Origin of the sequence: Bifidobacterium longum subsp. longum JCM 1217 (genome assembly GCF_000196555.1) — a bacterium.
GTDB lineage: Bacteria > Actinomycetota > Actinomycetes > Actinomycetales > Bifidobacteriaceae > Bifidobacterium > Bifidobacterium longum.
On record NC_015067.1, the window covers coordinates 694,640 to 709,130 of the forward strand.

Consider the following 14,491-nt stretch of genomic DNA (forward strand, 5'->3'; position numbering starts at 1 on the left):
CAAGAAGACCCCGGAGAAATCCGGGGTCTCTTTGTATGCCAATTGGCTACCGTTTGGCTACCCTTAGAATCAAGAATGGCTCAATTCCATGGAAAATTAGCCATACGGGTCAGATGTGGAAGTAGAGCTCGTACTCGAGCGGGGTCGGGGCCAGGCGAGCCTGGTCGATCTCGTCGCGCTTGAGGCCAATCCAGGTCTCGATCAGGTCGTCGGTGAACACGTCGCCGGCGGTGAGGAAGTCGTGGTCCTCTTCCAGGGCGTCCATAGCCTCAGCCAGGGAGCTCGGCACCTGCTTGATGCCGGCGTGCTCTTCCGGCGGCAGCTCGTAGAGGTCCTTGTCGACCGGCTCCGGAGGCTCGATGTGGTTCAGGATGCCGTCCAGGCCAGCCATCAGCTGAGCGGAGAAGGCCAGGAACGGGTTGCAGGACGGATCCGGAGCACGGAACTCGATGCGCTTGGCAGCCGGGGAGGTGCCGGCCAGCGGAATACGGATGGCGGCAGAACGGTTACGAGCGGAGTACACCAGGTTGACCGGAGCCTCGAAGCCCGGAACCAGACGGTGGTAGGAGTTCAGGGACGGGTTGGTGAAGGCCAGCACGGAGGAGGAGTGCTTGATCAGACCGCCGATGTACCAGCGAGCCAGATCGGACAGGCCAGCGTAGCCCTTCTCGTCGTAGAACAGCGGCTTGCCGTCCTTCCACAGGGACTGGTGGCAGTGCATACCAGTGCCGTTGTCGCCAGCGATCGGCTTCGGCATGAAGGTCGCAGCCTTGCCGGCCAGAGCGGCGGTCTCGTGGACGACGTACTTGTACTTCATCAGGTCATCGCCTGCGTGCTGCAGGGTGTTGAAGCGGTAGTTGATCTCCTGCTGACCAGCGCCGGCCACCTCGTGGTGGGAACGCTCGAGAATCAGGCCGACCTTCTGCAGGTTGGCGACCATATCGTCGCGCAGGTCCTGAGTGTGGTCAATCGGCGGAACCGGGAAGTAGCCCTTCTTGACGCGGTTCTTGAAACCGATGTTCGGGGTGCCGTCTTCCTCAACGTCAACACCGGAGTTCCACGGAGCTTCGATGGAGTCGACCTCGTAGAAGGAGCGGTTCATGCCGTTCTCGAAGCGGACCTTGTCGAAGATGAAGAACTCGGCCTCAGGAGCGAAGGAGGCGGTGTCGGCGATACCGGTGGACTTCAGGTAGGCCTCGGCCTTGCCAGCAACCTGACGCGGGTCGCGGGAGTACGGCTCGTCGGTCAGCGGGTCGACGATGGAGAAGGCCACGTCAAGGGTCTTGTGCTTGCGGAACGGGTCAATGAAAGCGGTCTCAACGTCCGGGACCAGCTTCATGTCGGACTCGTTGATGGCTTGGAAGCCCTGAACGGAGGAACCATCGAACGGCATGCCGTCGGTGAAAGCGTCCTTCAGGAATTCGCTAGCCGGCACGGTGAAGTGCTGCTGAACGCCGATAAGATCGGTGAAACGGACGGAGACATACTCGATGCCTTCCTTGTTGATAAGGGCCTCGGCGTCTTCCTTGGACTTGAGTTCGGTCACGGGACCGCTCCTTTCGTATGAAATATAACGGTATCTATCGTAAAATCGAGCGTTTCGCCGGCTCGAAACTTGGGTTACGAGAATGTTTCGTGACTGTGGCCGACAATCGCGCAGGCGCGTTATTTCAACGAAACATCATTACAGAATGGAAACGGAGGCTATCGGGGGAGTGGGTAGAGGTGTCCGCAACGTGGACAGTGGATATTGACAGGTGACGTAGGTGGATGTATGTGGACGCGATTATGAGACATATGACGAAGCCCCGGAACCGATTGAACGGATTCCGGGGCTTCTGTGCGATTTGGTGGTGTGCTGCCGATCAGCGACCGCGCATCGCGCGGCGGGAGATCTTCTGCGGGTGGTTCGGGTCCATGCCCTTGGGGATGGCATAACCCTTCTTGGCCTGCAGCGTGCGCAGACGATCGTTCAGCGTTTCCATCTCGGCCTTGGTCAGCAGGAAGCGACGACGCGGATGAATCTTGGCGATCAGTGCGTTCTTGTGGTTCGTGGGCTCATAGCTCTTGGACTTGGTCACCGTGCTACGCAGCTTGTCCAGTGGCACCTGCTTGGGGCCGTGGCCCACGGAGATGCGGTACACCGGAATGGAGGAGCCGGCGGTGACGCCCTTGATATCGTGTTCCTGACGATCCATCGCCTTCATGATGCGACCGTATTCGCCTTCGCCGATCAGGTAGATGCCGTTCATCGAAGTGCCGCGCCAGATGGCATCCTTGGTCTTCGGGTCGATCCACACCGGTTCCTGCGGGAAGTTAAAGCCGGCTTTCTGCATGTTGCTCAGCACGCCGATGGCGGCACCAGGCTTGCCGTCAATCTGCTTGTAGCCGACTGCATCCGCGCGGCGGGTGAGCATCATGGTGGCCAGTAGCATGCCGAGCATGATGGCGGTGATCATGGTGAAGATCCAGGTCAGCCAGGTCCACTTGGCAATCAGACCGATGATGATCATCACGACTACAGGCAGCAGGAAAGCACCGGCCTCAAGCCACGGCAGGGCCTTGTCTTCCTTAGCCGTGTACTTGTAGATCTGGATGATCTGCTTGATTGTGCTCTGCTTCTTCGGCTTCGCGTCCTTTTCCGCCATCACTTCTTCCTTTGTTGGGACGAAACACACTAGACAACATCTTATCAGGTGCGCTGGTCCGAACTTGTTTGTGCTGGTTGGTCTCAGCGTGTGTGTAACGGCCGTCCGTCGGCCTTGAGCAGCGCCTCGCCGAGCGTTTCACTGAACGTGGGATGCGGGTGAACGAGGCGGGCTGCGTCGGCGAGCGGCACATGGTTGCCGACCAGCTGTTCGGCTTCGGCGATGATGTCGGAGGCCATCTGGGAGACCATGTGCACGCCGAGCACGCGCGGGGTGTCCGGGTTGGCCGCGTCGCAGCCGGAGACGATGGTCAGTGAACCGGCCGTGCCGCTCATCAGCATGCGCGCGTTCGCCAGCATCGGATAGTTGGTCTCCTTGATTTCAATGAGATCCTCTCTCGCCTGCGCCTGTTCGACGGTGAGCCCGACCGACGCCGCTTCGGGGAAGGAGAACACGATTTGCGGCACGGTGGCTTCGTCCACCGGCTTGGGATTGAGTCCGGCGATGGTCTCCGCGATGACGATGCCTTGCTCAAAAGCACGATGCGCCAGCGCGTGACCGGCCGTCACATCGCCCACCGCCCATACGCCCGGTTTGTCGGTGCGGCCGTACGCATCCGTGGCGACATGTCCGTGGTCGTCAATCGTCACGCCCCATGCTGGGTCGGTGATCGGGTCACGCCCGATGGCGACAAGGGCGATTTCGCCCCAGACGCTTTGTTCGCCGTCCTGGCCTTCGCACGTGTAGTGCACGGTGGCACCAAGGTTCGCGCCGGTGTCCACATGGGTGACGCTGGCGCGGGTGATGATGTTCACGCCATGACGTTTGAGCTCACGGGTCAGCGTGGTGCCGGCTCTCCGGTCCCAGGCTGAGAGCACACGGTCCTTGCGAATCAGCAAGGTCACCTTCGAACCGGCGGCGTTCCACATCGAGGCGAATTCAAGGGCGATGGCCCCGGCGCCGATAATCACCGCCGACGAGGGAAATTCGTTGACTTCCAGCGCCTGTGTGGAGTCGATGAGGGCGCCGGCGAACGGGTTGCCGGGCAATGGGCGTGGCTTGGCACCGGTGGCGATGACGATGTTCGTGGCCGTGAGGTCCATCGTGGGGCCGCTGGGCTCGGGGACATCGGCCTTGTGATAGGTGAGGATGTCGCTTTGGTCGGGGGAAGGGACGAGGTGGACGATGTGGTTGGAAGTTGCTGGAGCGGTCTCATCCGCATGGAACGCGGCATTGGCTCGGAACACGGTGATGCCGCGATGGGCAAGCAGTCCGGCCAGTCCTCCCACCATCGTCTTGACCACGCGCAGGCGATAGTCGCGCAGCGTGCCGAAGTCGATGCCATTCACCGAGGCGTTGACGCCGAGCTCGGCCGCACGGTGCACGGTGTCGATGGTGTGGGTGGCGGTGATGAGCGCCTTGGAGGGGATGCAGCCACGGTTGAGACATGTGCCGCCTACGGTGGCGTCACGCTCGACGAGTGCCACTTTCATGCCGAGTTCGGCGGCGCGCAAGGCCGTGGAATAGCCGCCGGGGCCGGCCCCGATGATGACCAGATCAAACTGTTCGCTCATGATTGCCTCCTTGATACATATAAGTATGGCTCCCACGCTAGGGAGCCATATGCGGCTATCGCCGCCACTTCGCCTAAAAACAGTCCACTGGACTGTTTTCTTTACGGCTCAGCCCCTCAACGAGGGGAGCCAGAGTATATATGGACAATCAGTCCGCCGGCCAGTGACCGCGCTTCGGGTAACGCGGCTTGGGAAGCCTCCAACGACGCATCTGAATCGAACGGCTCCAAGCGTAGGAGAAGGAGCGGGAGCCCTTGGACACGGACCGTTCGCCGTACTTGGCGATGAGCTTGGCCTTGAGCTTGCGCCACATCAGCCATACGTCGATGATCACGGCAATCAGGTAACCGTACATAAGCGCCATCATGATGATGGAAGCCCACTGGTTCTGCATCAAAGAAGTGACGAACATGGAAACGATCAGAATCGCGAAGGCCACCGGGATGAACCATTCACCAAGGTTGAAACGGGCATCCACATAATCACGGATGTAGATACGCCAAGGCAAGCGTTCCGCCTTGGGCATGTGGTTGATATCGCCATTCTGCATCGCCTCGTACTCGGCGTTCTCCTTCTCACGCAGACGGGCTTTGGCGGCCTTGGCGCTGGCCCTGCGGTCCACCGGAACCAGCGGACGGATACCGGCGGCCTGAGCCTGCTTCATCTTCGGGGTAGGACGGCCTTTTTTCTCAGAAGGATTGGCGGCCTTCTTCGGGGCCTGCTCAACAGGAGCCTGGACCTCTTCTTTTTTCTTAAACGGATTCCATGTCATGCTTTGAGGTTACGGTGACGTTCAGACACTTGTACACTGGCGCAGCCATTGCAATGACGCCGCTCACACATATATATAAAGGAGGACCATCATGACAACGCTCACCGCTGACGAGATTCGTTCGCGCGTCGAAACCGATTGGAACCGCATCGTCAAGGTACTGGCCGAAAAGGTCGCGCTGCAGTCGATCTCCGCCAAGGGCATCACCGCCGAACAAATGAAGCGCTCCGCTGAATTCGTGGCAGACGAACTGCGCCTCGTGGGTGTGGATACCAAGGTGGTTCAGGCTTCCAATGCCGACGGCACTCCGGGCGCATGGGAGGTCATCGGCTCGCATATCGTTTCTCCGGACGCCCTCACCGTGCTGCTCTACGCCCATCACGACGTGCAGCCTGTTCCGGACCCGGCCGAGTGGAACACCGACCCGTTCGTGGCCACCGAAATTGACGGCCGCCTCTACGGCCGTGGCTCCGCCGATGACGGCGGCGGTATCGCCATCCATTCCGGTGCACTGAAGGCCCTGGGCGACGACCTCAACGTCAATATCAAAGTGTTCATCGAAGGCGAAGAGGAGATGGGCTCGCCAAGCTTCATTCCCTTCATCGAGGCTCACCGCGACGAATTCGCCGCTGACGTGATTATCGTGGCCGATTCCGGCAACTGGTCGGCGGACATTCCTTCTTTGACCACCTCGCTGCGCGGCAACACCTGTGTGGACGTGACCGTGCAGGGCCTTGAGCATCCGGTGCACTCCGGCCAGTACGGCGGCCCGATTCTCGACTCCAATACGTTGGCCGCCATGCTCATCGCTTCCATGTATGACGAGAACGGCGATCTGGCCGTACCCGGCGTGGCCGCGGAAGAGCCGATCGGCGGTTTGCAGCACGACCTTGACGAAACCACCGTGCGCAAGGATTCTGGCGTGGTGGCCGGTTACGAGTTCGCCGGCACCGGTTCACTGGCCTCACGCCTGTGGACCAAGCCGTCCGTGACCGTGATCGGCTTCGACGCCCACCCGGTCGAGGGATCCTTCAACGTGATCGCTCCGGAGACCCGCTTCCGTCTGTCGCTGCGCACCGCGCCCACCCAGCGCCCTGAAGAAGCGCAGGAAGCACTGGCTGCATTCCTCGAATCCCACGCGCCGTTCGGCGCCAAGGTCACTGTCGAACGCGGCGAAAACGGCATGGGCTGGGCCATGGACCCGACCGCCGTGGCCACCAAGGACGCGCTGGAAGCCATGACCGAGGCCTTCGGCGTTGAGCCCATCAACAAGGGCGAAGGCGGCTCCATTCCGTTCATCCCCGAACTGCAGCGCATTTTCCCCAACGCTCAGGTGCTGGTCACCGGTCCCGAAGACCCGAAGGCCAACGCCCACAGCCCCAATGAGTCCATCTCCCTGCCCGGCCTCAAGAACAACGTGATCACCGAGGCTTTGCTGCTGGACAAGCTCGGCAAGTAGCCGAACCGCATCGGTAATGGTAGTGAGCCGCCGTCAGGTAGGTCACAGATGTGGCTATTGCCTTTGACGGCGGCTTGCTTTATAGTCGGGAGTTGACACGGGAGCTGCCGTTGGGCGGCTGAGAGGAGACTCATAGTCTCGACCGATGGAACGTGACCGGATAATGCCGGCGCACGGAAATGTCGCTCTTACCTACCCGTGCCTGAACCAACCCGCGCGTGGCCACGAACATATGCATCATGTGCGTACATATATCCACGTATGTTCGGCCTGCGTGCGAGCAGAAGAAAGGCACATTCATGACTGAAGCTGTGGCCAAAGCCAATTACAAGTGGCGCGTCGTCGATATCGTCGTCGCCGCAATCATCGCCGTCGCATCCGGCGTCATTTTCTGGGGCTGGGACATTGTCTGCTCCGCCCCGCTGGCCCTGTTTGAAGGCGTGACCCCCGGTTTCGAGGGTCTGCTCAACGGATTCTGGCTGTTCGCCGGCCCGCTCGCTGCAATCATTGTGCGCAAGCCCGGTGCCGCACTGTTTGCCGAAACCCTCGCCGCCTTCCTTGAGCTTACGCTGGGCAACCAGTGGGGCGTCGGCGGCTCGCTGATCGTCGGCATCATCCAGGGTCTGGGTGCCGAAATTGCCTTCGCCGTCTTCGCTTGGAAGAAGTGGAACATCGGCACCACCATCCTGTCCGGTGCGCTCGCCGGCGTGGGCTGCTGGGCCTACTACTGGGCCACCAACCCGGGCTGGAACGGCCTGCGCGTCACTTGGTATCTGGTGGGCTCCATCATCTCCGGCGTCGTGATCGCCGGCGTGGTGGTCTGGTACTTGTCTCGTGCGCTCGCCGTCACCGGGGCTCTGGAGCGTTTTGAATCCGGCCGCAGCAAGGCGCGCGTCTGATGCAGATTAATCCGGCTGCGGTAGAGGCCAGCGGCTGGGGATGGCGGCACGCCACGCGTAAGGACTTCGCGTTGCGTGCCGTCGATTTCACCATCCGGCCAGGTGAACGTGTGTTGCTGCTCGGTGCTTCGGGCGCGGGCAAAAGCACGATGATGGCCGGTCTCGCAGGCGTACTTGGCGGCGATGAGGAAGGCGAGCAGGAGGGCTCGCTCACCATCGATGGCGTCGATGCGCGCGAGGCGCGAGGTCGCGTGGGACTGGTGCTTCAGGACCCGGACTCGCAGATCATTCTTGAACGACTGGGCGATGACGCGGCCTTCGGCTGCGAAAACCTCAACGTGCCGCGCGAGGAGATTTGGCAGCGAGTGCGCGAATCATTGGATATGGTGGGACTCGGCGGACTCGAACTGGATCGGTCCACCCGCCATCTGTCCGGCGGTCAGCGTCAACGTCTCGCGTTGGCCGGCGTGCTGGCTATGAAGCCCGGTCTGCTGTTGTTGGACGAACCGACCGCCAACCTCGATCCCGAAGGCGTGGTCGAAGTGCATGACGCGGTCAAAAAGGTCATCGAGGCCACCGGACAGACCATGGTTGTGGTCGAACATCATATCGATGTATGGCTCGATCTGGTCGATCGCGTGATTGTGCTCGGCCGACCCGATGCAAGTTCGCCCACGGGTGCGGTCATTGCCGACGGCAAGCCGGACGAGGTGTTCGCCGAGATGGGCGACGTGTTGGCCGCCGGTGGCGCGTGGGTGCCGGGCCGTGCGATTCCCGATTACTCACCGAAGCAGGAGTCTGCGCACGATGCGCCGGTGCTCAGCACCGAGAACTTAAGCTTTGGCCGTGGGGCCGCTCTTGGCGTTGGTATCAATCTGGATTTTTATCCCGGCGAAGTAACGGCTCTGATGGGTCCGAACGGCGCGGGCAAATCGACCTTGGCCTTGACCTTGGCCGGGCTACTCAAGCCTATCGCCGGCAAGGTGCTCATCGCCGACAACCTCAAGCCCGCGCATGCCGGGCGTGAGCCGATCGACTGGAAAAGCAAGGAACTGCTGGGCCGTATCGGCATGGTGTTCCAGGAGCCCGAACACCAGTTCGCTGCCAACTTTGTGCGTGACGAGGTATCCATCGGCCCCAAGTCGATGGGGCAGAGCCAAGACGAGGCTTATCAGACCGCCGACCGCATGCTTGAGCAGATGAATCTCACGCGCTTCGCCAAAGCCAACCCGTACACCTTGTCTGGCGGGGAGAAGCGGCGACTGTCCGTGGCCTCCATGCTGGCCGCCGCACCCAAAGTGTTGGTGATGGACGAGCCGACATTCGGACAGGATTTCAGTACGTGGAATGAAATGGTCAAGCTGATCGCCGCCATCCGCGACCAAGGCTCGTGCGTGATCATGGTGACGCACGATGAGGCGCTGGTGGATGCGCTGGGCGCACGACGCGTGATGTTCGAGGAGGCGAAGGCATGAGTGACGTGGTAACCGTCAGCCCGCAGGAAACGCGCGTGGAGCCGGTCAAAGCCTCATCGCCCTCATGGTTCATCGCGCGCATCAACGCGGTCAGTCGCATCATCGGTGCGTTGCTGCTGTGCATTCCGATGTTCATCAGTCTGGATGTGGTATCCGCATCCACGGCGCTCGGCATCGAATTCGTGCTGCTGTGGATTGGTGGCGTGGCTCCGTGGACCGTATGCCGTAAGACCTGGCCGGTATGGATCGCCGCCGCCGGCAGTTTTATCTCCGTGTTCCTCTACGGCCGCACCTCGGGCGAGATCCTGTGGCAGGGTGGCTGGATTGTGATCAGCGAGGGGTCCATCAATCTGGCCATCGCCACGGCTATCAGGGTGGCGGCCATTGCCGTACCCGGCGTGATTCTGGCCTTGGGCCTCGATCCCACTGATTTGGCGGACGGTCTGGTTGAGATTCTGCACTTCTCACCGCGATTCGTATACGGCGGATTGGCCGGATTGCGCATGTTTACGCTGCTGCAGGAAGATTGGCGCGCACTCGGCTTGTCCCAGCGTTCGCGCGGCCTTGGTGACGGTAACGCCATCGCCCGTGCTCTCTCCCAAGCGTTCGGACTGCTGGTGCTCTCCATCCGGCGTGCCACCAAACTTGCCACCGCCATGGAAGCGCGCGGCTTCGGCTCCGGCGCCCCACGTTCCCAAGCCCGCATCTCGCGTCTGAAGCCTATCGACTGGATCTTCTACGTCATCTGTCTGGCCGTCCCGCTGGCCTCCATAGGCGTAGCCGTCGGCACCGGGAATTGGCACTTCGCCTTTCAGGGTGTCTGAAAGGCGACAGGCTGGCACAGTGCCTTTCAGGGTGTCTGAAAGGCGACAGATTAGCACAGTGCCTTTCAAGGTGTCTGAACGCCTTATGATGCCCCCGCTGGCGGGGGGCTGTCGGCGTAGCCGACTGGGGTGGTTCCAGCCTCGACCACCCTCAGTCTCGCGACTGACGTAATGACCCGGCAGTAGGGTAGTGGCTATGCCCATCAACGCCCAGATTCTTGATAATCCGAAATCCGACCGCGTGCGCCGCATCGCCGATCTGACCCGCGCCAAAGGCCGCGAACGTTCGGGCCGTTTTCTTATCGAAGGCCCGCAATCCGTGCGCGAGGCCGTCACTTGGCGGCCGGACGTGGTGCAGGACCTGTATGTAGAGGTTTCGCAGGCGCTGGAACATCCGCGTATCATCTCCTCCACGTTGGAGAAGATCGTCGAAACCTCGCAGGATGCCACGATTTATGTGCACTACTGCACCGGCGACGTGATGCGCCGCATCAGTCCGGACGCCCAAGGCATCGCGGCCGTCGGCAATGCCGAGTCCATGCACGCCGGAGCCGATGACGTCGAACTTGGCAAGAACGGTCGGGCCCCGCAGATTGCCGCCTTCTGGCAGGTGCGCGACCCGGGCAACGCCGGCACCGTGATCCGTGCGGCCGATGCGGCCGGCTGCGACGCCGTAATCTTCGTGGACGACTGCGTGGACGTGCTGAACCCCAAGGTCATCCGCTCCACCGCAGGCTCCCTGTTCCATCTGCCGGTACTCGCCATGAGCACCGACGAATTCTTCACCTGGACAGGCGACCATAATATGGACGTCTGGGCCGCCGACGTATACGGCACCGAAGAACGCAAGCCGGAAAGCCTGCCCGCAGTACTGGCGGACAAGGCGGCGGTCGAGGCTCCGAAAGCCGTGCTGTTCGGCAATGAGGCGCGTGGCTTGGAACCGGACATCCTCACGCGCTGCGGCCGCATCGTCTCCATCCCGCTTTATGGCAAGGCCGAATCGCTGAACCTCGGCACCTCGGCCGCGGTGATGCTGATGTCGCTATCTATGTCGGGTCATGTTGAAAGAATGTGAAACCGGTAAAAACGCTGTGAAACGCTGAGAAAACATCAGACGAAAGGGTTCTCGTGGCAGAACAAATGGTGTTCGACGCCGACCAGGTGACCGCTGAGGTTGCCGAGGGCATCGAGAAAATCCAGAACGCCTCCAACCTGGAGGAGCTCAAGGCCATCAAGACAACGTACGCAGGTGCCGATTCGGCGATGACCAAGGCCAGCAAGGCCATTGGCTCCCTGCCCGCCGACCAGAAGAAGGAAGCCGGCAAGCTCATGGGCAAGCTGCGCGCCGACTTCGGCCGCGCCTATGGTCCCAAGGAGGTCGAGCTCAAGGAAGCCGCCGAGAAGGCCGCGCTTGCCGCCGAAACCGTGGATATGACGCTGCCGGTGAGCCGTAAGCCTCTGGGCGCCCGTCACCCGCTGCCTAAGCTGATGGAGGACGTCGAGGACTTCTTCATCTCCATGGGCTGGCAGATCTCCTCCGGCCCGGAAATCGAAGCCGAATGGTACAACTTCGACTCCCTGAATTTCGGCCCGGACCATCCGGCCCGCCAGATGCAGGACACCTTCTACGTCAAGGGCAATCAAGCCAAGGACGCCGCCGGTTTCGTCGGCTCCAACATGGTGGTGCGTACGCAGACCTCCTCCGATCAGGTCCGTGCCCTCCTGACCCGTGGAGTGCCGCTGTACATCGCGTCCCCGGGCCGCGTGTTCCGCACCGATGAGCTGGACGCCACCCATACTCCGGTGTTCCACCAGTGCGAAGCCCTCGCCGTCGACAAGCACCTGACCATGGCCGACCTGAAGGGCGTGCTGGACAAGCTCGCCGTCGCCATGTTCGGCCCTGAAGCCAAGACGCGCCTGCGCCCGAGCTACTTCCCGTTCACTGAGCCGAGCGCCGAACTCGACCTGTGGTTCCCCGACAAGAAGGGCGGCCCCGGCTGGCTCGAGTGGGGCGGCTGCGGCATGGTGAACCCGAACGTGTTGAAGTCCGCCGGCATCGACCCGGACGTCTACACCGGTTTCGCCTTCGGCGTCGGCATGGAGCGCACGCTCCTGCTGCGCAGCGACATCAACGACATGCACGACCTGGTCGAAGGTGACGTGCGTTTCGCCGAACAGTTTGTGATGGGGGAGTGATTCAGCCATGCCTATGATCGATATCGATTGGCTCAAGGACCATGTCGAGGTTCCCGAAGGCCTGACCTACGAACAGCTCGCCAAGGACCTTGTCAAGGTGGGTCTTGAGGAAGAGGAGATTCACTCCTCTCAGGTGACCGGCCCGATTGTGGTCGGCTACGTGGTCGACGCCACCCCCGAACCGCAGAAGAACGGCAAGACCATCAACTGGTGCCACGTGGACTGCGGCGACGAATGGAACGAGACCGACGAAGACGGCAACAAGGTGCCGCGCGGCATCATCTGCGGCGCGCCCAACATGAAGGCCGGCGAAAAGGTCGTCGTCACCCTGCCCGGTGCCGTGCTGCCCGGCGACTTCAAGATCGAACCGCGCAAGACCTACGGCCACATCTCCAACGGCATGTGTGCCTCCGAACGTGAGCTGGGTCTGGGCGACAACCACAACGGCATCATCCTGCTGCGTCAGTACGGCTTCTCCGAGGCTGAATACGAGGCTCTGAAGCCTGGTCAGGATGCCATGCACCTGCTGCACCTCGACCAGCCTCTGCTTGAGATCAACATCACCCCGGACCGTGGCTACACGCTGTCCTACCGTGGCGTGGCCCGCGAGTACCACCACTCCACCGGTGCCGCCTACACCGATCCGGCCGTGGCACTCAACGAGAAGGCCCCGGAACCTGCTGACTACCAGCCCGGCACCCCGGTGGACATCGATGTTGAAATCGACGATAACAATCCGATTCACGGCGTGCCCGGTTGCGACCGCTACTACGCGCGTATCGTCAAGGACTTCAATCCCAACGCCCACACGCCCAACTGGATGCGCCGCCGCCTGATTCGCGCCGGCATGCGCTCCATCTCCTTGGCCGTGGACGTGACCAACTACGTGATGCTTGACCTCGGCCAGCCGATGCACGCCTACGACCTCGACAAGCTCGAAGGCCCGATTGTCGTGCGCCGCGCCAACGAGGGTGAGAAACTCACCACCCTGGACGGCAAGGAACATGACCTGAGCGTCGAAGATCTGCTTATCACCGATTCGCCGAACGGCGAACGCGGCTCGCGCATCCTCGGCCTTGCCGGTGTGATGGGCGGTCTGTATGGCGAAGTGACCGCCGACACCAAGAACATTCTTCTGGAGGCCGCGCACTTCGATCAGGTGACCATTGCCCGTTCGGCCCGTCGCCACAAGATTCCATCCGAGGCCTCCCGTCGCTTCGAACGTGGCGTCGACACCGCGCTGCAGCCTGCCGCCACCCAGATGGCCGCCGAGCTCATGGCCAAGTACGGCAACGGCGAGCCCAGCGAACACCCGAACGACGTGAACAACACGCCGCGCGCCAAGGCCATCCACTTCAAGGCCTCCGAAGTGGCCCGCGTAGCCGGCCTCGACGTGGACATCAACCGCATCTCCGACATCCTGACCGACATTGGCTGCACGGTGGCCGGTGGCGGCAACGGTGAGTTCGCCGTAACCGCGCCGAGCTGGCGTCCGGACTTGAACGAGCCGTGCGACCTGGTCGAGGAGGTCGCCCGACTGGTCGGCTACGACCAGATTCCGATCACCGTGCCGCCGGCACCGGTCGAGGGTCTGGTGGGCCTGACCCCGGACCAGCAGCGTCGCCGTCGCGTGGCGGACGAGCTCGCCGAGTTCGGCATGGTCGAATCGCTGAGCTACCCGTTCGTGGGTGACGACGATTACAAGGCCTTCGGCTTCGACCCGGAAGCCACCAAGAAGGTCAGCGTCGAGATCGCCAACCCGCTCTACGGCGACCGTCCGTACTTGCGTCGCGAGATTCTGCCGACCCTGGCCACCACCGTGCAGCGCAACATCCGCCGCGGCATCGAAAACGTGTCCCTGTACGAGCTCGGCCACGTCTACCTGTGGGATCCGAACGCGCCCGCCATCCCGGCACTGCCCGGCGGCGTGCGCCCCACCGACGAACAGCTCGCCGCGCTTGACGCCGGTCTGCCCGAACAGCCCGACCATGTGGCCGGCATCCTGACCGGTCTGGCCGAGGACGACGGCTGGATGGGCGGCAAGCGCCCGGTCGACTGGTCCGACGCCGTCGAGGCCGTGCGCCGCATCGCCGGCCGTATCGGTGCCGCAATCGAACTCGACCAGCCCGCCGCTGACGATGTGCCCGTCCAATGGCACCCCGGCCGCGCCGCCCGCGTCATGGTGGGCGACGTCTTCACCGGCTGGGTTGGTGAACTGCATCCGCGCGTCAACGAGGCGCTCGGCTTCCCGGCCCATTCCGCGGCCTTCGAGCTGAACCTCACCGCGCTGTTCGCCACGCTGACCGGCAAGCCCGTCCAGGCCAAGCCGATCTCCACGTTCCCGCCGGTCAAGCAGGATTTGGCCTTCACCGTGGACGAGACCGTGACCGCAGGCCAGCTTGAGAACGTGATTCGCAAGGCCGCCGGCGCGAACCTCGAATCCATCGAACTGTTCGACGTGTTCACCGGCGAACAGGTGGGCGAGGGCAAGAAGTCCCTGGCCTATGCGGTGGTGTTCCGTTCGCCGAGCAAGACGCTGTCCGCCGAAGACAGCGACGCCATCCGCAAGGCCATCGTGGCTGAGGCCGCCGAAATCGGCGCCCAGCTGCGCGCCTGACCCAACCAATCATCCGAATCGAGGAGC

At 62.3% G+C, this 14,491-nt stretch carries 11 protein-coding genes; 7 read left to right on the forward strand and 4 right to left on the reverse strand.

Annotated features, from left to right (window positions below; genetic code table 11):
* Window positions 1-109: 109 nt before the first annotated feature.
* From glnA to BLLJ_RS02810, 4 genes are all read right to left on the reverse strand, one after another.
* Window positions 110-1,546, reverse strand: a complete 1,437-nt coding sequence (gene glnA, locus BLLJ_RS02795) for a type I glutamate--ammonia ligase (protein WP_013582464.1) — start codon at window positions 1,544-1,546, stop codon at window positions 110-112.
* Between the two features lie 319 nt (window positions 1,547-1,865).
* Window positions 1,866-2,648, reverse strand: coding sequence for a DUF4191 domain-containing protein (locus BLLJ_RS02800; protein ID WP_007053625.1), 783 nt, complete (start codon window positions 2,646-2,648; stop codon window positions 1,866-1,868).
* An 83-nt stretch (window positions 2,649-2,731) separates the two neighbouring features.
* Window positions 2,732-4,222 carry a dihydrolipoyl dehydrogenase family protein gene (locus BLLJ_RS02805; RefSeq protein WP_007051179.1) on the reverse strand — a complete coding sequence of 497 codons (1,491 nt, stop codon included), beginning with the start codon at window positions 4,220-4,222 and terminating at the stop codon, window positions 2,732-2,734.
* Window positions 4,223-4,370: 148 nt separating this feature from the next.
* The gene (locus tag BLLJ_RS02810) at window positions 4,371-4,994 is read right to left on the reverse strand and encodes a DUF3043 domain-containing protein (protein WP_013582465.1); all 624 of its coding nucleotides are present in this window, start codon (window positions 4,992-4,994) and stop codon (window positions 4,371-4,373) included.
* 91 nt (window positions 4,995-5,085) lie between these two features.
* Between BLLJ_RS02810 and BLLJ_RS02815 the strand changes: the two genes are divergently transcribed.
* The 7 genes from BLLJ_RS02815 (at window position 5,086) to pheT (ending at window position 14,464) form a co-directional block, all read left to right on the forward strand.
* Complete coding sequence (locus BLLJ_RS02815) at window positions 5,086-6,453, forward strand: dipeptidase (protein WP_007053622.1); 1,368 nt, start codon at window positions 5,086-5,088, stop codon at window positions 6,451-6,453.
* A 299-nt stretch (window positions 6,454-6,752) separates the two neighbouring features.
* On the forward strand, window positions 6,753-7,352 hold the full coding sequence (locus tag BLLJ_RS02820) for an ECF transporter S component (RefSeq protein ID WP_008782764.1): 600 nt from the start codon (window positions 6,753-6,755) through the stop codon (window positions 7,350-7,352).
* A complete protein-coding gene (locus BLLJ_RS02825; RefSeq protein WP_007053620.1) occupies window positions 7,352-8,827 on the forward strand; it encodes an ABC transporter ATP-binding protein in 1,476 nt (491 codons plus the stop codon). The genes BLLJ_RS02820 and BLLJ_RS02825 overlap by 1 nt, the downstream gene beginning before the upstream one ends.
* Window positions 8,824-9,651: an energy-coupling factor transporter transmembrane component T family protein gene (locus BLLJ_RS02830; protein WP_007056880.1), complete on the forward strand. Its 828-nt coding sequence runs from the start codon at window positions 8,824-8,826 to the stop codon at window positions 9,649-9,651. The genes BLLJ_RS02825 and BLLJ_RS02830 overlap by 4 nt, the downstream gene beginning before the upstream one ends.
* A 196-nt stretch (window positions 9,652-9,847) precedes the next feature.
* On the forward strand, window positions 9,848-10,726 hold the full coding sequence (locus tag BLLJ_RS02835) for a TrmH family RNA methyltransferase (RefSeq protein ID WP_007053618.1): 879 nt from the start codon (window positions 9,848-9,850) through the stop codon (window positions 10,724-10,726).
* Window positions 10,727-10,779: 53 nt separating this feature from the next.
* Entirely contained in the window at window positions 10,780-11,847 is a 1,068-nt protein-coding gene (gene pheS / locus BLLJ_RS02840) for a phenylalanine--tRNA ligase subunit alpha (protein WP_007051172.1), read from the forward strand.
* A gap of 7 nt (window positions 11,848-11,854) precedes the next feature.
* Entirely contained in the window at window positions 11,855-14,464 is a 2,610-nt protein-coding gene (gene pheT / locus BLLJ_RS02845) for a phenylalanine--tRNA ligase subunit beta (protein WP_013411020.1), read from the forward strand.
* Window positions 14,465-14,491 lie beyond the last annotated feature (27 nt).